The sequence below is a fragment of the Leclercia barmai genome (assembly GCF_049312895.1).
Lineage (GTDB): Bacteria > Pseudomonadota > Gammaproteobacteria > Enterobacterales > Enterobacteriaceae > Enterobacter > Enterobacter barmai.
This window is the reverse complement of the sequence record NZ_JBMNWZ010000006.1, coordinates 15612-40032: the sequence shown is the minus strand read 5'-3', so window position 1 is coordinate 40032 and position 24421 is coordinate 15612. Positions and strand designations below refer to the sequence as shown.

Here is a 24421-nt window from a genome sequence, read left to right as displayed (position 1 = left end):
CCCTTCAGCAGGGCCATCATGATGAAGAAGGAGTAGTGATGTCTGATACGTTGAATGTTGTTACGTTACTGGGAAGCCTGCGCAAGGGTTCATTTAACGGGATGGTTGCCCGCACCCTACCGAAGCTGGCACCCGAGGGGATGGAAATTACCGCCCTGCCGTCGATCGGTGATATTCCGCTGTACGACGCGGATGTGCAGCAGGAAGAGGGATTCCCGGCTGCGGTAGAAACGCTGGCAGAGCAGATCCGCCAGGCAGACGGCGTGGTGATTGTCACCCCGGAATATAACTATTCCGTGCCGGGAGGCTTAAAGAACGCCATTGACTGGCTCTCTCGCCTGCCGGAACAGCCGCTGGCGGGTAAACCGGTGCTGATCCAGACCAGCTCAATGGGGGCGATCGGCGGCGCGCGTTGCCAGTATCACCTGCGTCAGATCCTGGTGTTCCTGGATGCGATGGTGATGAACAAGCCGGAATTTATGGGGGGCGTGATTCAGAACAAGGTCGACCCACAGACGGGTGAAGTTGTTGACCAGAGCACGCTGGATCATCTGAGCGGCCAGCTGAGCGCATTCGGGAAGTATATTCAGCGGGTTAAAGCGTAAGGCACATTAAAAACGGCAACCCCTCGGGTTGCCGTTTTGCTTTTATCAGGCATCAATAAACGCAATCTTCAGAATGAACAGCAGCGCAACGACCATCACGCACGGGCTGATCTCACGCCAGCGTCCGGTACCCGCTTTCATCACACAGTAAGAGATAAAGCCCAGCGCAATCCCTTCGGTAATGGAGAAGCTGAACGGCATCATTACCGCGGTAATAAAGGCCGGAACCGCTTCGGTCAGGTCATCCCACTTCACGCGCGCCAGGCTGGAGGTCATCAGCACGCCCACGTAGATCAGCGCACCGGCGGCAGCGTATGGCGGCACCATACCGGCCAGCGGAGAGAGGAAGATCACCAGCAGGAACAGCAGACCGACAACCACCGCGGTCAGACCGGTACGGCCACCGACCGAAACCCCGGAAGAAGATTCGATGTAGGCGGTTACAGAGGATGTACCGATAAAGGAGCCGGTCACGGAGGAGATACTGTCCACGAACAGCGCCTGCTTCATGCGCGGGAATTTGCCTTTTTCATCCGCCAGACCGGCTTTGTCGGTCACGCCAATCAGCGTACCGGAGGAGTCAAACAGGTTCACCAGCATGAAGGAGAAGATCACTCCAGCCAGACCCAGGTTCAGCGAGCCCGCCAGATCGACATGGCCAATCACCGTGGTGACGCTCGGCGGCGCGGAGACGATGCCGTTATAGTGCACGTCGCCCAGCATCCAGCCCAGCAGGGTGGTGACGATGATCGACACCAGCACCGCCGCGTGGATATTACGCGAGGCCAGAATAGCGATGATGAAGAAGCCCAGCACCCCCAGCAGCACGCTGTGGGAGGTCAGTTTACCGATGCTGACCAGCGTTTCCGGGTTCGCCACGATCACACCGGCGTTTTTCAGTCCCATCATGCCGATGAACAGGCCGATACCGCTGGTGATGCCCACGCGCAGGCTGACCGGGATATTGGCAATCATCCAGTAACGCACGCGGAAAATGGTCAGGATCAGCAGACCGACGGCGCCCCAGAAGATAGCCCCCATGCCCACCTGCCACGGCAGGCCCATCGCCTGAACCACGACGAAGGCGAAGAAGGCGTTCAGACCCATCGCCGGTGCCAGCGCAACCGGCAGGTTAGCGAAAAGCCCCATCAGGATGCTGCCGAAGGCGGCGATAAGACAGGTAGTCACGAAGACGGCGCTGGTATCCATGCCAGCAACGCCCAGAATTTGTGGGTTCACGAAAACGATATAGACCATCGTCAGGAAGGTAGTGAAACCGGCGATCACTTCGGTGCGTGCCGTCGTGCCGTGTTCGCGCAGTTTAAACACGCGCTCAAGCAAACCCGCGCCAGAAGACTGGGTAGTGTGTTGTTGACTCATCATCTATTTCCGAACAAGGAGGGAAAATCCGTCGCTATCCTATACCAAAATGCGACAATAAGGGCGGTTGAGAGGCACTTTTTTTCATTGAATTTGCTTATACGGCAACGATTGCGTCTCAACGTTATGTGGTACGTAAACGTTAAACTTGTTAAAAAAAGGGAAATGCATGTCTCAGATTGAAGCGGTATTTTTCGACTGCGACGGTACGCTGGTCGACAGTGAGGTCATCTGTTCCCGGGCGTATGTCACCATGTTCCAGGAATTTGGTATCACGCTCGATCTTGAAGAGACGTTCAAACGCTTTAAGGGCGTGAAGCTCTACGAGATCATCGACATCATCAACGCTGAACACGGCGTTAGCCTCGCGAAAGCGGATCTGGAGCCTGTTTACCGCGCCGAGGTCGCACGCCTTTTCGACTCCGAACTGGAAGTCATCGCAGGTGCGAACACCCTGCTGGATGCCATGGCGGTGCCGATGTGCGTGGTCTCTAACGGCCCGGTCAGCAAAATGCAGCACTCCCTTGGCAAACTGCAGATGCTGCACCATTTCCCGGAAAAACTGTTCAGCGGTTACGATATCCAGCGCTGGAAGCCGGATCCGGCGATGATGTTCCATGCGGCGAAAGCGATGAACGTCAACGTGGAGAACTGCATCCTGGTGGATGACTCCAGCGCAGGCGCGCAGGCGGGGATCGCCGCAGGCATGGAGGTATTCTACTTCTGTGCCGATCCGCACAACCCGCCGCTCGACCATCCAAAGGTCACTGTCTTCACCGAGCTGGCGCAGCTGCCGGAACTGTGGAAAGCGCGCGGCTGGAATATCACCCGCTAAAAAAACAAAGCCGGATAGCGTTAGCGCTTATCCGGCCTGTGAATGATGTCAGCCCGGTTAGCGCAGCGCCGCCGGGCATGTTAAAGCAAGTTACTCTTTCGGATCTTTACCCGCGAGCATTTTATCCAGTTCATCCCCGCCGACGTGACGGAAATCCTGCCCCTTCACGAAGTAGAAGATGTATTCGCAGATGTTCTGGCAACGGTCACCGATACGCTCGATAGAGCGAGCGCAGAACAGCGCGGTCAGTACGCTTGGAATGGTACGCGTGTCTTCCATCATGTAGGTCATCAGCTGACGCACAATGCCTTCATATTCCTGGTCGACTTTCTTGTCTTCGCGGTAAATACGCACCGCTTCATCCAGATCCATACGCGCAAAGGCATCCAGCACGTCATGCAGCATCTGCACGGTGTGGCGGCCCAGCGACTCCAGGCTCACCAGCAGCGGCTGGTGCTGCTGGGAGAATTTTTCCAGCGCAGTACGGCAGATTTTGTCCGCCACGTCGCCAATACGTTCCAGCTCGGCGATGGTTTTGATGATCGCCATAACCAGACGCAGGTCGCTCGCCGTTGGCTGACGCTTGGCGATAATGCGCACGCAGGCCTCATCGATAGCGACTTCCATCATGTTGACGTTTTTGTCGCCTTCCACCACGCGCTTCGCCAGCTCGCTGTCCTGGTTGTGCATCGCGGTGATCGCGTCAGAGAGCTGCTGCTCTACCATACCGCCCATGGTCATCACCTGGGTGCGGATACTTTCCAGCTCGGCGTTAAACTGGCCGGAAATGTGTTTATTAAGATTGAGATTATCCATTGCGCACTCCTGAATCAGCCGTAGCGTCCGGTGATGTAGTCTTCTGTTTGTTTCTTCGCAGGCTTGGTGAACAGGTCGTCCGTTTTACTGAACTCAATCAACTCGCCCAGGTACATAAATGCAGTGTGGTCGGAACAACGGGCAGCCTGCTGCATGTTGTGCGTCACGATCACCACGGTGTAATCCGCTTTCAGCTCGGTGATCAGCTCTTCGATACGCCCGGTGGAGATCGGGTCCAGCGCTGAGCACGGCTCATCCAGCAGCAACACTTCAGGACGGATAGCGATACCGCGCGCAATGCACAGACGCTGCTGCTGACCACCGGAGAGAGAGTACCCGCTCTGGTGAAGTTTATCTTTGGTTTCGTTCCATAATGCGGCCTTGGTCAACGCCCACTGCACGCGCTCATCCATATCGGCGCGGGAGAGCTTCTCAAACAGGCGCACACCAAAAGCGATGTTGTCATAAATGGACATCGGGAACGGCGTCGGTTTCTGGAACACCATACCCACTTTCGCGCGCAGTAGGGCGATATCCTGGGTATTGGTAAGAATATTGTCGCCATCCAGCAGGATTTCGCCTTCGGCGCGCTGCTCCGGATAGAGCGAATACATTTTGTTAAAGGTACGCAGCAGCGTGGACTTACCGCAGCCAGACGGACCGATAAACGCCGTTACCTGGTTTTTGGCAATATCCAGATTGATGTTCTTCAGGGCATGGAACTTACCGTAGTAAAAGTTCAGATCACGAACCGAAAGAATACCCGGGGCAGTATCAACCATACTCATTGACTCATTTCCTCATCCGGCGCCGCAGAGTGCCACGCCGTCAATAATTAACCGTGTTTCTTCTTCGCGAAAATAACGCGCGCCAGAATGTTCAGTAACAGTACGCACAGGGTAATAATCAGTACCCCGGCCCAGGCCAGTGACTGCCATTCGGCAAACGGGCTCATCGCAAATTTAAAGATCGTCACCGGCAGGTTGGCGATCGGCTGCATCATGTCCGTGCTCCAGAACTGGTTGGAGAGCGCGGTGAAGAGCAGCGGGGCCGTTTCACCGGCGATACGGGCAACGGCCAGCAGCACGCCTGTCAGGATCCCCGAGACGGAGGCTTTCAGGGTGATGGCAGAAATCATCTTCCACTTTGGCGTGCCCAGCGCGTAGGCCGCTTCACGCAGGCTGTCCGGCACCAGTTTCAGCATGTTCTCGGTGGTACGGATGACGATAGGCACCTGCAGCAGCGCCAGCGCAATCACGCCCGCCCAGCCGGAGAAGTGTTCCATCTGCGCCACTACGATGGTGTAAACGAACAGGCCGACCACAATCGATGGGGCAGAGAGCAGGATGTCGTTGATGAAACGAATCACCTCCGCAATCCAGGATTTACGGCCGTACTCCGCCAGATAAATCCCCGCCATGATGCCAAGCGGCGTGCCGAAGACGGTCGCCCAGAGGATCAGCAGGCCGCTGCCCGCCAGGGCGTTAGCCAGACCGCCACCCGCCGTATTCGGCGGCGGCGTCATCTCGGTGAACAGCGCCAGGGACATACCGTCGATACCGCGCGTCACCGTGGAGAACAAAATCCAGATCAGCCAGAACAGACCAAATGCCATGGTCGCCATGGAGAGCGTCAGGGCGAGGCGGTTTTTCATGCGGCGTTTTGCCTGCATTTTGCGGCGGGATTCCGCCAGCGCCACGGTATTTTGCATTTCGAGCGTAGCCATCAGCGTGCCCCCTCATTTTTCGCCAGGCGCATGATCATCACTTTAGAGATCGCCAGAACGATGAAGGTGATAACAAACAGAATCAAGCCCAGCTCCATCAGCGCAGCAACGTGCAGGCCGGATTCTGCTTCGGCGAATTCGTTAGCCAGCGCCGAGGTGATGCTGTTACCCGGCATATAGAGCGAGGCGCTGTCGAGCTGGTAGGTATTACCGATGATAAAGGTCACCGCCATGGTTTCACCCAGCGCACGACCCAGACCCAGCATAATGCCGCCGATCACCCCATTTTTGGTGAACGGCAGGACGATACGCCAGATAACTTCCCAGGTGGTGCAGCCGATACCGTAGGCCGACTCTTTCATCATCACCGGGGTCTGTTCAAAGACATCGCGCATAACCGCCGCAATGTACGGAATAATCATGATGGCGAGGATCACGCCTGCCGCCAGGATGCCGATACCGAAAGCCGGACCGGAGAACAGGGCGCCCACGAACGGGATAGCGGAAAGGACGTTGCCCACCGGCTCCTGGAAGTAGGTCGCAAACAGCGGGGCAAAAATAAACAGGCCCCACATGCCGTAAACGATACTTGGGATCGCCGCCAGCAGCTCAATGGCGATACCGAGCGGACGCTTCAGCCAGTTCGGCGCCAGTTCGGTCAGGAACAGGGCGATACCGAAGCTCACCGGCACTGCAATCAGCAGGGCGATAAACGAGGTAACCAGCGTGCCGTAGATCGGTACCAGCGCACCGTAGATATCGTTCGGCGCATCCCACTCTTTGGTCCACAGGAAGGAGAAACCAAATTTCTGGATGCTCGGCCAGGAGGAGAAAATCAGGGACACGATAATGCCGCCCAGCAGCAATAGCACAATCAGCGCAGCCAGTTTTACCAGCGCGCTGAAAATCATGTCACCTTTTTTACCCGGAGGGTTAAATGCAGGCTTGGTTGCAGCCATAAATTACTCTTCTGTTTGAGACGTCTTACGAATATGCCCGGTGGCGCTGGCGCTTACCGGGCCTACAGTCGGAACCGTAGGGCGGGTTAGCGTTAGCGCCACCCGCCATCTTCGTCAAAAATATCCTGTTAGTACAGCGCTTTACCGCTGCTGTCTTTCACGTTGGTTTTCCATGCAGCACGAATCTGCTCAACCACGCTGTCCGGCAGGCTGGCGTAGTCCAGGTCATTAGCCTGTTTGCCGCCGTTTTTGTATGCCCAGTCGAAGAACTTCAGCACTTCAGCGCCCTGCTCTGGCTTCTTCTGATCTTTGTGGACCAGGATGAAGGTGGTAGAGGTGATTGGCCATGCGTCTTCGCCTTTCTGGTTCGTCAGATCCTGAGCGAAAGATTTGCTCCAGTCAGCGCCTTTGGCAGCGTTAGCAAAGTTCTCTTCGGTCGGGCTGACAGGTTTGCCGTCGGCAGAAACCAGTTTGGTGTAGGCCAGGTTGTTCTGCTTGGCGTAAGCGTATTCTACGTAGCCGATTGAGCCAGGCAGACGCTGTACGAACGCGGCGATACCGTCGTTACCTTTACCGCCCAGACCGGTCGGCCAGTTAACGGTAGAGCCAGAACCGACTTTGGATTTCCACTCTTCGTTCACTTTCGCCAGGTAGCTGGTGAAGACGAAGGAGGTACCGGAGCCGTCAGCACGACGAACCACAGCGATGTTCTGCGAAGGCAGTTTCACGCCCGGGTTCAGTTTAGTGATGGCTTCGTCATCCCATTTTTTGATTTTGCCGAGGTAGATATCACCCAGGGTTTTGCCATCGAGCACCAGCTCGCCGGACTTCAGGCCAGGGATATTCACCGCCAGCACAACACCACCGATAACGGTCGGGAACTGGAACAGGCCTTCCTGCGTCAGTTTTTCATCAGACAGCGGAGCGTCAGATGCGCCGAAATCAACGGTATTTGCGGTAATTTGTTTAACGCCACCGGAGGAGCCGATACCCTGGTAGTTCACCTTGTTACCAGTCTCTTTCTGGTAGGTATCAGCCCATTTGGCATACACCGGCGCAGGGAAGGTTGCACCAGCGCCAGTCAGGCTTGCCTCTGCAAACACAGAGAACGCGCTCATCGATAAGGTCGCGGCGACAACAGTTGCGACAGTGGTACGCATAACTTTCATAATGTCTCCTGCAAGATTTTCGTAAATCGTTGTTTAGTGGCTACGATGAGCAAAATAGGACAAAGAGGTGACAGATAAATGTACGAATTATGACAGTTTTATGACAGCGAGAATTTCGCTTTGGGAATATTAAAATAACTCTTTAATATCAGCATCTTGAGCATCATTATGACATTAAGATTTCAGAAAAACTTTCTTTCTGTGACACTGAAAAAGTTAGCTGAAGATGACAGTTTGTCATTAAAAAAGGCGGGATAAAGCGGATAAAAAAGCTCCACCCGAAGGTGGAGCCTGAAGGGATTACTCTACGGTCACGGACTTCGCCAGGTTACGCGGCTGGTCGACGTCGGTGCCTTTGATCAGCGCGACGTGGTAGGCCAGCAGCTGCAGCGGAACGGTATAGAAGATTGGCGCAATCACCTCTTCCACATGCGGCATCTCGATGATGTGCATGTTGTCGCTGCTGGTAAAGCCGGCATCGCTATCGGCGAAGACATACAGCACACCGCCACGGGCACGCACTTCTTCGATGTTGGACTTCAGTTTTTCCAGCAGTTCGTTATTCGGTGCCACAACAATAACCGGCATATCCGCGTCGATCAGCGCCAGCGGGCCGTGCTTCAGCTCGCCTGCCGCATAGGCTTCTGCGTGGATATAGGAGATCTCTTTGAGCTTCAGCGCGCCTTCCAGGGCAATCGGATACTGATCGCCACGTCCGAGGAACAGAGCGTGATGCTTGTCGGAGAAATCTTCCGCCAGGGCTTCAATGCGCTTATCCTGGGAGAGCATCTGCTCAATACGGCTTGGCAGCGCCTGCAGACCATGAACGATGTCATGCTCAATCGCCGCATCCTGGCCTTTCAGACGGGCCAGTTTCGCCACCAGCATCAGCAGTACCGTCAGCTGGGTGGTGAACGCTTTGGTGGAGGCCACGCCGATTTCGGTGCCGGCTTTGGTCATCAGCGCCAGGTCGGATTCACGCACCAGCGAGGAGCCCGGCACGTTACAGATTGCCAGCGAGCCCAGATAACCCAGCTCTTTAGACAGACGCAGCGCCGCCAGGGTATCAGCTGTTTCGCCGGACTGAGACAGGGTGATCATCAGGCTGTTACGACGCACGGCCGATTTGCGATAGCGGAATTCAGAGGCGATCTCCACATCACAGGGTACGCCAGCCAGGGCTTCGAACCAGTAGCGGGAAACCATACCGGAGTTGTAGGAGGTGCCGCAGGCCACGATCTGAATGTGCTCAACGTTTGCCAGCATTTCGTTGGCGTTAGCGCCCAGCTCGCTCAGATCCACTTCACCGTGGCTGATGCGCCCGGTCAGGGTGTTTTTGATGGCGTTCGGCTGTTCGTAAATCTCTTTCTGCATGTAGTGACGGTAAGCGCCTTTGTCGCCCGCGTCGTACTGCAGGTTGGATTCGATATCCTGACGTTTTACCGGCGCGCCAGATTTATCAAAGATTTTAACGTCGCGACGGGTCACTTCCGCAATATCGCCCTCTTCCATGAAGATAAAGCGACGGGTCACCGGCAGCAGCGCCAGCTGATCGGAAGCGATAAAGTTCTCACCCATCCCCAGACCAATCACCATAGGGCTGCCAGAGCGGGCTGCCAGCAGGGTGGACGGATCGCGGCTGTCCATGATCACGGTGCCGTAGGCGCCGCGCAGCTGTGGGATGGCGCGCAGTACGGCTTCACGCAGCGTACCGCCCTGCTCCAGCTCCCAGTGAACCAGGTGGGCGATCACTTCGGTGTCGGTTTCAGAGACGAAGGTATAACCACGCTCGGTAAGCGCTTCGCGCAGCGGTTCGTGGTTTTCGATGATGCCGTTATGCACCACCACAATGTGTTCAGAGACGTGCGGGTGCGCGTTGCCTTCCGAAGGTTCACCGTGGGTCGCCCAGCGGGTATGGGCAATGCCTGTACCACCGTGCAGCGGGTTCTCTTCTGCGGCCTGCGCCAGCATGTTTACTTTACCGAGACGACGCAGACGGGTCATATTCCCTTCGGCATCCACCACTGCCAGACCGGCAGAGTCATAGCCACGGTATTCCAGACGACGTAACCCTTCGAGAAGGATTTCAGCAATATCACGCTGCGCGACTGCGCCAACAATTCCACACATAGTTAGATTTCCTGATTTTGGCATTATGCCATGCGTTGTCGCTGACCTGTTTTGCCCGTTTTACGGGCGCCCCGAGCCTTGTAGAGAGTGGGGTTATATTTTTAGTTACTGCCTTTGGGCGGGGGATTATGTTATCCCCTCAACCCTGTCTGCCTGATGCAGCTACGCCTTATCAGGCCTACAAAAATCTTACTTCTTCACCGGACGTTTCCAGCCCTGCTTGTGCACCTGCGGCACACGGCTGATCACCAGTTCGTTATCCGCCACATTGCGGGTGACGGTGGTCCCGGCGGCAATGGTGACCCCTTTACCGATGGTCACTGGCGCCACCAGCTGGGAATCTGAACCCACAAACACGTCGTCACCGATGATGGTTTTAAACTTGTTTGCGCCATCGTAGTTACAGGTGATGGTGCCCGCGCCAATATTAACGTTGTCGCCGATCTCCGCATCGCCCAGATAGGTCAGGTGCCCGGCTTTGGAGCCTTTGCCCAGACGCGCTTTTTTCATTTCAACGAAGTTGCCGACGTGTGCGCCTTCCAGCAGCTCAGCGCCCGGACGCAGACGGGCAAAAGGCCCAATGGTGCAGGCGGCTTCCAGATGGGCATCTTCCACCACGCTGTACGGGCTGATTTCGCAGTCATCGCCAATCACGCTGTTTTTGATCACGCAACCGGTACCGATTTTGACGCGGCTACCCAGCGTTACGTTGCCTTCCAGAATAACGTTAGTATCGATTTCGACGTCGCGCCCGTGGTTAAGCACCCCACGCAGATCGAAACGCGACGGATCGCGCAGCATAACCCCAGCCAGCAGCAGTTTTTCAGCCTGCTCGGACTGGTAAATACGTTCAAGACGGGAAAGCTGGAGGCGGTTATTCACGCCGTCCGTTTCGCTGATGCGCGCCGGATGAACGGCAACGATCTCACGCCCTTCCTGATACGCCATCGCGATGATATCGGTGATGTAGAACTCGCCCTGGGCGTTGTTATTGTTCAACTGCGACAGCCAGCGCTTCATGTCTGCGCCGTTGGCGATCAGAATACCGGTGTTAATTTCCTGGATTTCACGCTGCGCATCGGTGGCATCTTTATGCTCGACAATGCCCGTCACTTTGCCGTTTTCACGCGTGATACGGCCATACCCGGACGGATCGTCCAGCTTGACGGTCAGCAGGCCAATGCCGCCCTGCGGCTTCGCGGCACGCAGGCGAACCAGCGTCTCGACGGAGATCAGCGGCACGTCGCCGTAGAGCATCAGAATGTCTTCGTCGTCGGAGAAGAACGGGGCGGCCTGCTGCATGGCGTGGCCGGTACCCAGCTGTTCAGCCTGCAGCACCCAGTTGAGCTTGTCATCACGCAGCGTCTGCTTCAGCAGATCACCGCCGTGGCCGTAAACCAGATGCACCTGGCTCGCGCCCATTTCATTAGCGGCATCAATAACATGCTGCACCATCGCTTTCCCTGCCAGGGTGTGCAGCACTTTAGGAAGATCGGAATACATGCGGGTGCCTTTGCCTGCGGCAAGAATGACCACGCTCATTGCAGTGTTCAACATACACGTCCTGACTGTAATTTGAGTGAAAAGTAAAACCCTTTGGCGTTGAAAATTCTACATATTTTGCGCCATAAAATGGAGTGGCGGTAAAGCGCGCAATGTCGCCTGCTTCGGGCGTTATAAAGGTTCTTTTTACCGCAAATTAAGGGGCTTTGCCTGTGAAATATAGCCTCCTTTAGCGAAGTCTCCAGCCCTCACAGCATGTTAGTGATTTTTTCGCTGCAGAAATAAAGCCTTCCGTAACCAAAACGCTGTTTTAATTATCTGAATGTGTGACGCGTAAAAAAGAAACACCGTTTTATTCTGTTGATAATAGCGCTCAATTATTACTCAGGAGAATAAGATGAAGTCTACAATACCTCTGGCCCTGATGATGTGTAGCGCCTTTTCCGCGATGGCAACGGAACAACCGCATGTCTGGAAAGCCATTGCCTTTGGGCAATCAACGGATCTGAATTTTTCCTCGAACGTCCTGCCCGAAAAAATCGGCACTAACGATGTCACCATCGACGGGAAAAAGCTTTCCGTGCAGGAGAGCGCCGATCTGGCAAAAGCCATTACCCTGGAAAGTCGGGGCGGCAAAATCGCCAACTCCCACGACGGATTAACCTTTTTCTATACCGAGTTACCTGCGAGCGAGAATTTCGTGTTGCAGGCCAACATTCGGGTCGACCAGTTTGGACCGGAGAACGGCGCAAAACCCGCCGCGCAGGAAGGCGCCGGGCTGCTGGTACGCGATGTCCTCGGCAACCCGCGTCAGGAGCCGCTGAAAACCGGCTATGAAGAGTTCCCGGCGGCATCGAACCAGGTGATGAACGCCATCATGACCCAGGATAAAAAAGATCATCAGCGGGTGAAGCTGCAGGCCATCACCCGGGAGGGGATCAGCCATCCCTGGGGAGATGCCGGGGCCGCGATTAAAAAACAGAGTTACAAGGAAGAGGTGGACCTGAGCCAGACACCAGAGTTTCGTCTCAAACTCCAGCGAACCGACGACGGGTTTATTACCGCCTGGGCTCCGCTGGACAGCGACGCCTGGGTCAGCAAGAGCGTGCCGCGCGCCGACCTGATTTCGGTGCAAAACAAGGATCATTATTACGTCGGCTTCTTTGCGTCCCGCAATGCCAAAATTACGGTGACTAACGCCTCGCTGACCACCACCAGCGCCCATACCGTGCCTTCCGCGCCTTGGCAGGCAGAGCCGCTGCCGGTCGTGGTGCAGCTGGCGTCCGGCACCGTGAGTACTTCGCCAGATTATCTGCTGCAGGCCCGGGCCAATGAGGACGGGGTATTCAGCGTAATACAAAACGAAGTGGTGATCGGTAATGAGAAAGCGGTGAAAGCGGGTGAGATGTATACCCTGCCAGCCCGCGTTGAGCAGACCAGCACCTTTACGCTGACCTTCACCCCTGCTGACGGAAAATCCGTAAATCAGCAACTTACCGTGGAACGCGTTGCGGACAGAGATACGGCGCTGCTGTACGTCGCCCCGGAAGGAAAAGCAGATGCGAAAGGCACAGCCGATGCGCCACTGGATCTCGCCACCGCCATCACGCTGGTGGCACCCGGCGGCAAACTGATGCTAAAAAGCGGCGATTACCCGCGCAGCGAAATCCCGCTCTCTGCCAGCGGCACCCACGACAAGCTCAAAACGCTGGAGGCTGACGGGAAAGTGGTGATCCACGGTCTGCTGCTGGATGCCAGCTACTGGCATATCAAGGGTATCGACGTCACCGGGAAAAGCCTGCGCGTCCAGGGCAGCCATAACCTGATCGAGCGCGTCACGGCATACCGCAATGACGACACCGGGATCCAGATCTCCTCTCCGGAGAAGATCGGCCGGCCACTATGGGCGAGCTACAACCGGGTCGTGGATTCCGAATCTTATGCCAATGAGGATCCCGGCAAGATTAACGCCGATGGCTTTGCGGTGAAGATGCGGGTCGGGGAAGGTAACCGGCTGGAGCGTTGCTATGCCCACGATAATATCGACGACGGTTTTGATCTGTTCAACAAGATTGAAGATGGCGCAAACGGCGTGGTGGTGATCGAGAACTCGGTGGCCAGCAATAACACCAGTAACGGCTTTAAGCTCGGCGGGGAAGGGCAGCCGGTGGCGCACCAGATCCGCAACAGCAAAGCCACGGGCAATCATCTGGACGGTTTCACCGATAACTTTAACCCCGGCAAGCTGGTGGTAGAGAACAACATCGCGGTGGATAACCAGCGTTTCAACTATCTCTTCCGCCCGAGCCCGTACGGAGATGTCTCAACCCAGGGAATCTTTACCGGCAACCTGTCGATTCGAAATAAGCCTGGCGAGTATGACGATGCGGTGATGGGAACCGTTGATAACACGAACTATTTTATTGCGAAGGGTAAAAGCGTGAACAGTGACGGGAAGGAACTGGATAAAACGCAGGTAAAAATGTAATCGCCAGAGAGGCGCTTCGCTTATCACACTACGGTAAGCGTGGCGCCACCCGGCATATCAGCACTTAGTTATTGAACGTACCGAAAGAGACGTTCATGTTGCTGAAAAGGGCGATGATTTTGTTGATGGTTTTCATGATGGCATCCTGATATTTTTGGAGTTCAGTTTTGTGATATTCATCACAAAACTAAGTCTACTCCTGACCATTTCGCCGATCAATCTTTTTGTGACGTAAATCACAAAATAATAAAACATCGTTTTAGTTTCAATTTTAGTGAAACGGAACCATAAAAAAAGCCAGTCTGGAGACCAGACTGGCTTTCGTACTTTCAAGCCGGTGTTACATCGCTTTTTTGGTCAACTCGATAACGCGCAGTTTCGCGATCGCTTTGGCCAGCTCTGCAGACGCCTGAGCGTAATCCACGTCGCCATGAGAGCTCTTAATGTGCTCTTCTGCTTTACGCTTCGATTCCAGAGCTCGCGCTTCGTCGAGATCCTGGCCACGAATTGCGGTATCAGCCAGTACGGTCACGCTGCCAGGCTGCACTTCAATAATGCCGCCAGACAGATAGATAAACTCTTCATGACCGAACTGTTTAACGATGCGGATCATACCAGGCTTAATGGCGGTGAGCAGCGGGGCGTGACCCGGGAAAATACCCAGTTCACCTTCGCTACCCGTTACCTGGATTTTCTCGACCAGACCAGAGAACATTTGTTGCTCTGCGCTGACGACGTCCAGGTGGTAAGTCATTGCCATATCACCCTCCGATTAAGGCGTTAAAGTTTTTTGGCTTTTTCCACGGCTTCGTCGATGGAACCCACCATATAGAACGCCTGCTCCGGCAGGTGATCGTATTCGCCTTCCATGATGCCTTTAAAGCCACGGATGGTGTCTTTCAGCGCAACGTATTTGCCCGGGGAACCGGTAAATACTTCTGCTACGAAGAACGGCTGGGACAGGAAGCGCTGGATCTTACGCGCACGTGCTACCACCAGTTTGTCTTCTTCAGACAGTTCATCCATACCCAGGATGGCGATGATGTCTTTCAGTTCCTGATAACGCTGCAGCAGGGACTGTACGCCACGCGCGGTGTCGTAGTGTTCCTGACCAACGACCAGAGGATCCAGCTGACGGCTGGTGGAGTCCAGCGGGTCAACGGCCGGGTAGATACCCAGAGACGCGATCTGACGGCTCAGTACCACGGTTGCATCTAAGTGAGCAAAGGTGGTTGCTGGAGAGGGGTCAGTCAGGTCATCCGCAGGTACGTATACCGCCTGAACGGAGGTAATAGAACCGGTTTTGGTAGAGGTGATACGTTCCTGAAGAACACCCATCTCTTCCGCCAGCGTTGGCTGATAACCTACCGCAGAAGGCATACGACCCAGCAGTGCGGATACTTCCGTACCGGCCAGGGTATAACGGTAGATGTTGTCAACGAACAGCAGTACGTCACGACCTTCGTCACGGAACTTCTCAGCCATGGTCAGACCGGTCAGCGCAACGCGCAGACGGTTTCCTGGTGGCTCGTTCATCTGGCCGTAAACCAGGGATACTTTGTCCAGAACGTTGGAGTCGGTCATTTCGTGGTAGAAGTCGTTACCCTCACGAGTACGCTCACCCACGCCTGCAAACACGGAGTAACCGGAGTGCTCGATCGCGATGTTACGGATCAGCTCCATCATGTTTACGGTTTTACCTACACCCGCACCACCGAACAGACCAACTTTACCGCCCTTCGCAAACGGACACATCAGGTCGATAACTTTGATGCCGGTTTCCAGCAGTTCCTGAGAGCTTGACAGCTCTTCGTAGGAAGGTGCTGCGCGGTGGATAGCCCAACGCTCTTCTTCGCCGATATCGCCTTTCATGTCGATCGGCTGACCCAGGACGTTCATGATACGACCCAGGGTTGCTTTACCTACTGGTACTTCGATTGGGTGTTCGAGGTCTTTAACTTCCAGACCACGACGCAGACCGTCGGAAGAACCCATGGCGATGGTACGCACGATACCGCCGCCGAGCTGCTGCTGAACTTCCAGCACCAGGCTCTCATTACCATTCTGAACCTCAAGAGCATCGTACACGCGCGGTACGGCATCCTGAGGGAATTCGACGTCAACCACGGCGCCGATTACCTGGACAATTTTTCCAGTAGCCATCTTGAATCCTCTACGAATTAACCTGGTTATACCGCGGATGCACCACCGACGATCTCGGTGAGTTCCTGAGTAATGCTGGCCTGACGAGCTTTGTTGTATACCAACTGCAGCTCTTTAATCAGGCTGCCGCCATTGTCGGTCGCGGCTTTCATCGCCACCATACGTGCGGCCTGCTCGCTGGCCAGGTTTTCTACCACGCCCTGATAAACCTGGGATTCAACATAACGACGCAGCAGGGTATCCAGCAGCGGTTTTGGATCCGGTTCATACAGGTAATCCCAGGATTTATGCTTCAACTCTGGCTCGTCTGACGCCGGTAACGGCAGCAGCTGAGTGAGGGTCGGAGCCTGAGACATGGTGTTAATAAATTTGTTGCTGACAACGTACAGCCTGTCCAGACGGCCTTCATCATAGGCCTGCAACATCACTTTAACCGGGCCGATCAGTTCGGACAGGGACGGGTTATCACCCATACCGGTCACCTGGGCGACAATATTGCCACCTACGGAATTAAAGAAAGAGACGCCCTTAGAGCCGATCATCGCGATATCGCTCTGAACGCCTTTATCGGACCAAGCTTTCATATCCGCCAGCAGCTTTTTGAACAGGTTAATGTTCAAGCCGCCGCACAAACCACGGTCGGTCGACACCACCAGGTAGCCCACGCGCTTAACGTCGCGTTCTTCCAGGTAAGGGTGCTTATATTCCAGATTACCGCTCGCAAGGTGACCAATCACTTTGCGCATGGTATCTGCATAAGGACGGCTGGCCGCCATACGCTCCTGCGATTTACGCATTTTGGAAGCGGCGACCATCTCCATCGCTTTAGTGATCTTTTGCGTGTTCTGGACGCTTGCGATCTTACTACGTATCTCTTTTGCGCCGGCCATGAGCTTCTCCTCAATGCCTTGCGGTCTGCCCTAAGACAGACCGCCAGACGTTACCAGGACTGGGTTGCTTTGAAGGAATCGAGCAGGCTCTTCAGCTTGCCTTCGATTTCGTCGTTATAGCCACCGGACTGGTTAATCTCTTGCATCAGTGAAGCATGGTCACGGTCAGCGTAAGCCAGCAGAGCGGCTTCGAAGCTACCGATTTTCGCCAGTTCTACATCCCCCAGATAACCACGTTCTGCTGCGAACAGTACCAGACCCTGCTGTGCGACTGACATCGGGGCATACTGTTTCTGTTTCAGCAGTTCGGTCACTTTCTGACCGTGGTCAAGCTGTTTACGGGTTGCATCGTCAAGGTCGGATGCAAACTGGGAGAACGCTGCCAGTTCACGATACTGTGCCAGCGCGGTACGGATACCACCGGACAGTTTCTTGATGATCTTGGTCTGCGCTGCACCACCAACACGGGATACGGAGATACCCGGGTTAACCGCCGGACGAATACCGGAGTTAAACAGGTTGGTTTCCAGGAAGATCTGACCATCGGTAATGGAGATTACGTTGGTCGGAACGAACGCAGAAACGTCACCCGCCTGGGTTTCAATGATTGGCAGCGCGGTCAGAGAACCGGTTTGGCCTTTCACTGCACCTTTGGTGAAGTTCTCAACGTATTCCGCGTTAACGCGGGATGCACGCTCCAGCAGACGGGAGTGCAGATAGAATACGTCGCCCGGGAATGCTTCACGTCCTGGTGGACGACGGAGCAGCAGGGAAACCTGACGGTAAGCAACGGCCTGTTTAGACAGGTCATCATAAACGATCAGTGCATCTTCACCGCGGTCACGGAAGTATTCGCCCATTGCGCAACCGGCATACGGTGCCAGGTATTGCAGTGCAGCAGATTCAGAAGCGGTCGCCACAACAACGATGGTGTTGGACAGCGCGCCGTGCTCTTCCAGTTTACGAACCACGTTAGAAATGGTGGACGCTTTCTGGCCGATAGCCACGTACACACATTTGATGCCGGAATCGCGCTGGTTGATGATCGCATCGATTGCCATCGCGGTTTTACCGGTCTGACGGTCACCGATGATCAGCTCACGCTGGCCACGGCCGATTGGGATCATGGCGTCGACGGATTTATAACCGGTCTGAACCGGCTGGTCGACGGACTGACGGTCGATTACGCCTGGTGCGATAACTTCGATTGGCGAGAAGCCATCGTTATCAACCGGGCCTTTACCGTCGATTGGTGCACCCAGGGTGTTCACCACGCGACCCAGCAGGCCACGGCCAACTGGAACTTCAAGAATACGGCCAGTACACTTAACCTTCATGCCTTCGGCGAGGTCAGCATACGGACCCATCACAACTGCACCTACGGAGTCGCGCTCCAGGTTCAGTGCGATAGCGTAACGGTTACCCGGCAGGGAGATCATTTCACCCTGCATACAATCGGCCAGGCCGTGGATGCGGATAACACCGTCGCTTACAGAAACAATAGTACCTTCGTTGTGAGCTTCACTCACAACACTGAACTGAGCAATGCGCTGCTTGATCAGTTCGCTGATTTCGGTGGAATTCAGTTGCATGCTCCAGTCCCCTTAAGACTGCAAGACGTCTGCAAGGCGCTCAAGACGGCCGCGTACGCTGCCATCAATGACCATATCACCCGCTCGGATGATTACGCCCGCCATTACAGACTTATCGATATTGCAATTCAGCTTCACTTTGCGTGACAGACGTTTTTCCATCGCGGCGGTGATTTTCGCAAGCTGTTCGTTACTCAGTTCAGTCGCAGAAGTTACATGAACTTCAACGGTGGCTTCACTGAGGGCACGCAGGTGCTCGAACTGCTCGAGAACATCCGGGAGCGCTTTCAAACGACCATTTTCAGCCATTACCCGAATCAGGTTCTGGCCGTTGGCGTCCAGCTGCTCACCGCAAATGGCGATGAACGAATCGGCGAGGGTTACAGGCGCCAGGGCGCCAGAAAGCATCTCAGCCATGTGTTCGTTTTTCGTTACCTCAGCGGCAAACGCCAGCATGTTCTGCCAGCGATCGACATTTTGGTGTTCGATAGCAAAGTCAAAAGCTGCTTTGGCGTAGGGGCGAGCTACCGTAACAAATTCAGACATCAGCCCCTCCCTCCTTACAGTTCAGCGACAAGTTTGTCCACGATGTCGCTGTTAGCAGCTTCATCCACGGAACGTTCGATGATCTTCTCGGCGCCAGCAACAGCCAGAATCGCGACCTGCTTACGCAGCTCTTCGCGAGCACGTTTACGCTCGGCATCAATTTCTGCCTGCGCTTGTGTCACGATTTTAGTACGTTCCTGTTCTGCTTCAGCTTTCGCTTCGTCCAGGATCTGAGAACGACGTTTGTTCGCCTGCTCGATGATTACCTGGGCTTCCGCTTTCGCTTTTTTCAGCTGGTCGGTCGCGTTGGCCTGTGCAAGGTCCAAATCTTTCTTAGCGCGTTCTGCAGAAGCCAGACCGTCAGAAATTTCTTTCTGACGTTTTTCGATGGCAGCCATTAAAGGCGGCCATACATACTTCATGCAGAACCAGACAAAGATAACAAACGCGATGGCCTGGCCGAGGATTGTTGCGTTCATGTTCACAGCACAATACCTCTTTAAATTTACAACTGTGGCTTAGGGTTTAAACGACTTACTACGCGACAGCAAACATCACGTACAGACCCAGACCTACAGCGATCATCGGGATAGCATCCACCAGACCCATAACGATAAAGAACTGAGTACGCAGCAGAGGAATCAGATCCGGTTGACGCGCTGCGCCTTCCAGGAATTTGCCCCCGAGGATGCCGATACCGATCGCAGCACCGATAGCCGCCAGACCCATCATCACAGCGGCAGCCATGTACAGCAGATCCATATTCAGGTTTTCCATGACAGTCTCCAGTTTGTTTCAGTTAAAACGTAGTAGTGTTGGTAAAGAATCAGTGCTCTTCAGACGCCATCGACAGATAGACGATCGTCAGAACCATGAAGATAAAGGCTTGCAGCGTAATGATCAGGATGTGGAAAATGGCCCATGGCACATTCAGAACCCACTGTGACCACCACGGCAGAAGACCCGCGATCAGAATGAAAATCAGCTCACCCGCATACATGTTGCCGAACAGTCGCAGACCGAGGGAAATCGGTTTGGACAGCAGGCTAACGCCTTCCAGGATCAGGTTGACCGGAATAAACGCCCAGTGGTTGAACGGCTGCAAGGTAAGCTCTTTCACGAAGCCGCCTACGCCTTTCATTTTGATGCTGTAGAAAAGAATCAGGATGAATACGCCCAGTGCCATAGACAGGGTGATGTTCACGTCAGCAGACGGCACCACACGCAGGGCAGGCAGACCGAAGATATGCTCGCCGATAAACGGCAGCAGGTCGATCGGCAGCAGGTCCATCAGGTTCATCAGGAAGACCCAGACAAAGACGGTCAGCGCCAGCGGTGCAATCACCTTGCTCTTGCCGTGGTACATGTCTTTGACGCTACCGTGGACGAAGCCGATGATCATTTCGATGAACGTCTGGAATTTCCCTGGAACGCCGCTGGTCGCACGTTTCGCAACGCCGCGGAAAATGGCCAGGAACAACAGACCCAGTACCACCGAGAAGAACATGGAGTCGATATTGATCGTCCAGAAGGTGGCTGGGGGGTTATGCGGATCCACCAGCGAGAATGTACGCAGGTCGATCTGAAGGTTGTTCAGATGGTGACCTATGTAATCCTGCGGCGTCATATTTTCTGAAGCCATGATGCCTTTTACCCTTTGTTATTGATTACAGCTGGCGCCAGAATTTGTACCACCAGCACCAAAACCCACGTCACTATCAGCGGCAAAAATACCACTTTAAAAACCGCCAGCGCCACCACCAGAAGGGCAAAGGTCAGCAACACCTTACACACTTCGCCGAGGGCGAAGGACCAGGCCATGCGGCCTTTGGCAGGTGTATGCGCCTGATGACGCCAGGCAAAAATCATAAACAACATGTTTGGCACAACCACTGCCAAACCTCCGCTTACCGCAGAGATGCCCCAGAAGGGGTCTTTGAGGCAGAACAGCAATCCGCTTGCTATCACCGCCAGAAACTGAATGAACAGAAGCTTACGAGCAACGTTTCGACTCAAGAGCGACACTGACATCACGTTTTTACTCCTGCTCACTTCGAGGTATGTCGCGTGTCGTATAAAACGTCCTTTAGGGCTCAGAGTCAAGCAGCAAAAAGCGGACAAATTATACGGTGCGTCCCCGTGATTTCAAACAATAAGTAGCGAAAAGGTGAATAAATGTTTAAATATTTTTCCCCGGCGCTATTTCTTAACTTTTCGACAAACGAAGAATGAGACGTGAAAACTGCAAACAACGCGGAAACGTTGACGATAAAGCGTGCACGAGATCACAAAATACACATTTACGATAAGGTCGAATAAATCAAAGCAGTAAATCGTTATATTTCATCTTTTTGATATTAAAGATTAATTTCAGCAACTATTCTCAAAACAGCCCTGTATACAACAAAAACCTTTTATTGACATTTTTAATAAATATTTAACATTGCAATCTGGTTACTCTGACCTACTTTTAGCAAGCTGATATTTTCATGGTTTATTATATTTTGGGTTAACTACAGGCCCTGGTTAACCCAAAGAAAATCCATAGTAAAAAAGCGGTTAAATTAGTGCTGTTTATTTCTTAGCCTGCCGCGTAATTTTTAACATACTAAGAACAGCACAAATTCCACATTTTTTATTATATTTTTAAAAATTGTTTGGCTTAACTATCACCAGATGACGCTCACCTTCCAGCTGCGGAACGTGCAATTTGATCGCGTCCTCAACCACAAAGCCTTCAGGCATCTGCGCAATCTCATCTTCGGGCAGCACCCCTTTCAGGGCATAAAAGCGACCATTTTCCGCAGGCAGGTGCTTACACCAGCTAATCATGTCATCAAGTGAGGCAAAGGCCCGGCTGATCACGCCGTCAAACGGCGGCTCGGCGGGAAACGCCTCTACCCTGCTCTGCACCGGATGAATATTTTCCAGCTTCAGCTCATGCTGAACCTGGCGCAGGAAGCGTACGCGCTTACCCAGGCTGTCCAGCAGCGTGAAATGGCACTCAGGACGCACAATAGAGAGTGGAATGCCAGGCAGACCCGGACCGGTGCCCACATCAATAAAACGCTCCCCTTTGAGATGTGGCGCCACCACGATGCTGTCGAGGATGTGACGAATCAGCATCTCGTTCGGGTCACGAACCGAAGTAAGGTTGTAGGCCTTGTTCCATTTGTTCAGCATGTCGACATACCCCACCAGCTGATTTTTCTGGTGATCGGTGAGCGAAATACCGGCTTGATCCAGCAGACGAGTGAGTTTGTTGAGCACGGTGAATACCTGTTGAGATAGGTGTTGGCGGGTGGCGCTACGCAGACCCGCCCTACGGAGTTCTGTTGGCCCGGTAAGCTCAGCGCCACCGGGCAATTTTACACATTATGCGCTGCGGCGCAGCATACCCTGTTTTTTCAGCCACACCAGCAGAATGGAGATAGCCGCAGGCGTGACGCCTGAAATACGCGATGCCTGACCGATGGACGACGGTTTATGGTCATTCAGCTTGGCGATCACCTCGTTGGAGAGGCCGTTAACCAGACGGTAATCCAGCGTGGCCGGCAGGATCGTGCTCTCGTTACGCTGCTGCTTCTCGATCTCATCCTGCTGACGGGCGATATAGCCTTCGTATTTCACCTGGATTTCGACCTGCTCAGCAGCCTGAACGTCCTCCAGACCTGGCGCAAATGGCGTCATCTGGATCAGCTGGTCGTAGGTCATTTCCGGACGACGGAGCAGATCTTCCCCGCTGGCTTCACGCGACAGCGGCGCAGACAGGTGAGCATTCACTTCGTCTACAGATTCGGCAGTTGGGTTGACCCAGGTCGACTTCAGGCGCTGACGTTCGCGCTCGATGTTCTCCAGCTTCTCGTTGAAACGCGCCCAGCGGGCATCGTCCACCAGACCCAGCTCGCGACCGATTTCGGTCAGGCGCAGGTCGGCGTTATCTTCACGCAGCATCAGACGATATTCCGCGCGAGAGGTAAACATGCGATACGGCTCTTTGGTACCGAGGGTGCAGAGGTCGTCCACCAGCACGCCCAGGTAAGCCTGAGAACGACCCGGCGCCCAGCCCTCTTTCTCGGCAGAGAAGCGCGCAGCGTTCAGACCGGCCAGCAGTCCCTGCGCGGCCGCCTCTTCGTAACCAGTGGTGCCGTTGATCTGGCCCGCGAAGAACAGCCCCTGGATAAATTTGCTCTCCAGAGTCGGCTTCAGGTCGCGCGGATCGAAGAAGTCATACTCAATGGCATAGCCCGGACGGACGATCTTCGCATTTTCCATCCCCTGCATGGAGCGGACGATCTGCATCTGCACGTCGAACGGCAGGCTGGTGGAGATACCGTTCGGGTAGATCTCGTTGGAGGTCAGCCCTTCCGGCTCCAGGAAGATCTGGTGCTGGTTACGATCGGCAAAGCGCATCACTTTGTCTTCGATCGACGGGCAGTAACGTGGGCCGATCCCTTCGATCACACCGGCATACATCGGGCTGCGATCGAGGTTACTGCGGATCACGTCATGGGTTTTCTCGTTGGTGTGCGTGACATAGCACGGCACCTGACGCGGGTGTTGATCCACGTTGCCCATGAACGAGAAGACCGGCATCGGGTTATCACCGTGCTGTTGAGCCAGCACGCTGAAATCGATAGTACGGGCGTCGATACGCGGCGGCGTACCGGTTTTCAGGCGGCTGACGCGCAGCGGCAGCTCGCGCAGACGGCGCGAAAGCGGAATAGACGGCGGATCGCCAGCACGGCCACCGCTGTAGTTGTCCAGTCCAATATGAATTTTGCCATCGAGGAAAGTCCCGACGGTCAGCACGACGGCTTTGGCACGGAACTTCAGACCCATCTGGGTCACGGCGCCGACAACACGATCGTTTTCAACAATCAGATCCTCAACCGCCTGCTGGAAGATCATCAGGTTAGGCTGGTTCTCCAGTGCGGTACGTACGGCCTGGCGATAGAGCACGCGGTCGGCCTGAGCCCGGGTCGCACGAACGGCGGGGCCTTTGCTCGCGTTTAGTATCCTAAACTGGATGCCCGCATGATCGATCGCGGTTGCCATCAGGCCGCCAAGTGCATCCACTTCTTTTACCAGGTGTCCTTTCCCAATGCCGCCAATCGCCGGATTACAGGACATCTGTCCTAGCGTGTCGATATTGTGTGTCAAAAGCAGGGTCTGTTGACCCATTCGCGCCGCGGCCATTGCGGCCTCGGTGCCTGCATGACCCCCGCCAATGATAATGACGTCAAAAGGATCCTGATAAAACATGGTGGTCTGCCTCGCGTAAAGCGGTAAGAAAATGGATTGAAGCCCGGGCCGTGGATTCTACTCAACTTTAGTCGATCGAGAAAGCACTGGGATCCTGGCTATTAAAAAGAAGATCTTTTTATTTAGAGATCTGTTTTATTGTGATCTCTTATTAGGATCGCGGGTTTCTGTGGATAAGCCGGATCTCCCAAAGAAGATCATGTGCTTAGAGAGGATCGTTTGCTGTGAATGATCGGTGATCCTGCAACGTATAAGCTGGGATCAGATCGCGATGTTATACACAGCACAAAAAGTCATCAAGGGTTGTTCTTGGGATAACTACCGGTTGATCCAAGGTTTTAACCAGAGTTATCC

At 54.4% G+C, this 24421-nt stretch carries 22 protein-coding genes; 3 read left to right on the top strand and 19 right to left on the bottom strand.

Annotated elements, in window-relative coordinates:
- Positions 1-38 precede the first annotated feature (38 nt).
- A complete protein-coding gene (locus ACOYA6_RS19260) occupies positions 39-605 on the top strand; it encodes an NADPH-dependent FMN reductase (RefSeq protein ID WP_422655216.1) in 567 nt (188 codons plus the stop codon).
- Positions 606-650: 45 nt separating this feature from the next.
- On the opposite strand, the gene adeP is transcribed toward ACOYA6_RS19260, so the two are convergent.
- Positions 651-1985 carry an adenine permease AdeP gene (gene adeP / locus ACOYA6_RS19255; RefSeq protein WP_138370942.1) on the bottom strand — a complete coding sequence of 445 codons (1335 nt, stop codon included), beginning with the start codon at positions 1983-1985 and terminating at the stop codon, positions 651-653.
- Between the two features lie 169 nt (positions 1986-2154).
- Between adeP and yieH the strand changes: the two genes are divergently transcribed.
- Positions 2155-2820, top strand: coding sequence for a 6-phosphogluconate phosphatase (yieH, locus tag ACOYA6_RS19250; protein WP_039032225.1), 666 nt, complete (start codon positions 2155-2157; stop codon positions 2818-2820).
- 90 nt (positions 2821-2910) lie between these two features.
- On the opposite strand, the gene phoU is transcribed toward yieH, so the two are convergent.
- The 7 genes from phoU to glmU form a co-directional block, all read right to left on the bottom strand.
- Positions 2911-3636 carry a phosphate signaling complex protein PhoU gene (gene phoU, locus ACOYA6_RS19245; RefSeq protein ID WP_039032224.1) on the bottom strand — a complete coding sequence of 242 codons (726 nt, stop codon included), beginning with the start codon at positions 3634-3636 and terminating at the stop codon, positions 2911-2913.
- A gap of 14 nt (positions 3637-3650) precedes the next feature.
- Entirely contained in the window at positions 3651-4424 is a 774-nt protein-coding gene (gene pstB / locus ACOYA6_RS19240; RefSeq protein ID WP_039032223.1) for a phosphate ABC transporter ATP-binding protein PstB, read from the bottom strand.
- A gap of 47 nt (positions 4425-4471) precedes the next feature.
- A complete protein-coding gene (gene pstA, locus ACOYA6_RS19235; RefSeq protein ID WP_039032222.1) occupies positions 4472-5362 on the bottom strand; it encodes a phosphate ABC transporter permease PstA in 891 nt (296 codons plus the stop codon).
- Positions 5362-6321 (bottom strand): phosphate ABC transporter permease PstC, encoded by a 960-nt coding sequence (pstC, locus tag ACOYA6_RS19230; protein WP_032615515.1) that lies wholly within the window; start codon positions 6319-6321, stop codon positions 5362-5364. The genes pstA and pstC overlap by 1 nt, the downstream gene beginning before the upstream one ends.
- Positions 6322-6449: 128 nt before the next feature.
- Positions 6450-7490: a phosphate ABC transporter substrate-binding protein PstS gene (pstS, locus tag ACOYA6_RS19225; RefSeq protein ID WP_039032221.1), complete on the bottom strand. Its 1041-nt coding sequence runs from the start codon at positions 7488-7490 to the stop codon at positions 6450-6452.
- 300 nt (positions 7491-7790) lie between these two features.
- Positions 7791-9620, bottom strand: a complete 1830-nt coding sequence (gene glmS, locus ACOYA6_RS19220; protein ID WP_039032220.1) for a glutamine--fructose-6-phosphate transaminase (isomerizing) — start codon at positions 9618-9620, stop codon at positions 7791-7793.
- 189 nt (positions 9621-9809) lie between these two features.
- A complete protein-coding gene (gene glmU, locus ACOYA6_RS19215; RefSeq protein ID WP_223075676.1) occupies positions 9810-11177 on the bottom strand; it encodes a bifunctional UDP-N-acetylglucosamine diphosphorylase/glucosamine-1-phosphate N-acetyltransferase GlmU in 1368 nt (455 codons plus the stop codon).
- A 343-nt stretch (positions 11178-11520) separates the two neighbouring features.
- Here glmU and ACOYA6_RS19210 point away from each other — a divergent pair, with 343 nt between their 5' ends.
- Positions 11521-13611 (top strand): right-handed parallel beta-helix repeat-containing protein, encoded by a 2091-nt coding sequence (locus tag ACOYA6_RS19210; RefSeq protein ID WP_422655215.1) that lies wholly within the window; start codon positions 11521-11523, stop codon positions 13609-13611.
- A gap of 340 nt (positions 13612-13951) precedes the next feature.
- On the opposite strand, the gene ACOYA6_RS19205 is transcribed toward ACOYA6_RS19210, so the two are convergent.
- The 11 genes from ACOYA6_RS19205 to mnmG form a co-directional block, all read right to left on the bottom strand.
- Positions 13952-14371: a F0F1 ATP synthase subunit epsilon gene (locus tag ACOYA6_RS19205; protein ID WP_039032217.1), complete on the bottom strand. Its 420-nt coding sequence runs from the start codon at positions 14369-14371 to the stop codon at positions 13952-13954.
- A 20-nt stretch (positions 14372-14391) separates the two neighbouring features.
- Positions 14392-15774 carry a F0F1 ATP synthase subunit beta gene (atpD, locus tag ACOYA6_RS19200; RefSeq protein ID WP_039032216.1) on the bottom strand — a complete coding sequence of 461 codons (1383 nt, stop codon included), beginning with the start codon at positions 15772-15774 and terminating at the stop codon, positions 14392-14394.
- A 26-nt stretch (positions 15775-15800) separates the two neighbouring features.
- Positions 15801-16664 carry a F0F1 ATP synthase subunit gamma gene (gene atpG / locus ACOYA6_RS19195; RefSeq protein ID WP_039032215.1) on the bottom strand — a complete coding sequence of 288 codons (864 nt, stop codon included), beginning with the start codon at positions 16662-16664 and terminating at the stop codon, positions 15801-15803.
- A 50-nt stretch (positions 16665-16714) separates the two neighbouring features.
- Positions 16715-18256 carry a F0F1 ATP synthase subunit alpha gene (atpA, locus tag ACOYA6_RS19190; RefSeq protein WP_039032214.1) on the bottom strand — a complete coding sequence of 514 codons (1542 nt, stop codon included), beginning with the start codon at positions 18254-18256 and terminating at the stop codon, positions 16715-16717.
- 12 nt (positions 18257-18268) lie between these two features.
- A complete protein-coding gene (gene atpH / locus ACOYA6_RS19185; protein ID WP_422655214.1) occupies positions 18269-18802 on the bottom strand; it encodes a F0F1 ATP synthase subunit delta in 534 nt (177 codons plus the stop codon).
- Between the two features lie 14 nt (positions 18803-18816).
- Positions 18817-19287: a F0F1 ATP synthase subunit B gene (atpF, locus tag ACOYA6_RS19180; RefSeq protein ID WP_032615498.1), complete on the bottom strand. Its 471-nt coding sequence runs from the start codon at positions 19285-19287 to the stop codon at positions 18817-18819.
- Between the two features lie 52 nt (positions 19288-19339).
- The gene (gene atpE, locus ACOYA6_RS19175; RefSeq protein ID WP_000429386.1) at positions 19340-19579 is read right to left on the bottom strand and encodes a F0F1 ATP synthase subunit C; all 240 of its coding nucleotides are present in this window, start codon (positions 19577-19579) and stop codon (positions 19340-19342) included.
- Between the two features lie 49 nt (positions 19580-19628).
- The gene (gene atpB / locus ACOYA6_RS19170) at positions 19629-20444 is read right to left on the bottom strand and encodes a F0F1 ATP synthase subunit A (RefSeq protein WP_142487639.1); all 816 of its coding nucleotides are present in this window, start codon (positions 20442-20444) and stop codon (positions 19629-19631) included.
- 8 nt (positions 20445-20452) lie between these two features.
- The gene (gene atpI, locus ACOYA6_RS19165; RefSeq protein WP_103824374.1) at positions 20453-20833 is read right to left on the bottom strand and encodes a F0F1 ATP synthase subunit I; all 381 of its coding nucleotides are present in this window, start codon (positions 20831-20833) and stop codon (positions 20453-20455) included.
- Between the two features lie 615 nt (positions 20834-21448).
- Positions 21449-22072, bottom strand: a complete 624-nt coding sequence (gene rsmG / locus ACOYA6_RS19160; protein WP_422655213.1) for a 16S rRNA (guanine(527)-N(7))-methyltransferase RsmG — start codon at positions 22070-22072, stop codon at positions 21449-21451.
- Positions 22073-22177: 105 nt separating this feature from the next.
- Positions 22178-24067: a tRNA uridine-5-carboxymethylaminomethyl(34) synthesis enzyme MnmG gene (gene mnmG, locus ACOYA6_RS19155; RefSeq protein WP_138370945.1), complete on the bottom strand. Its 1890-nt coding sequence runs from the start codon at positions 24065-24067 to the stop codon at positions 22178-22180.
- Positions 24068-24421: the final 354 nt, after the last annotated feature.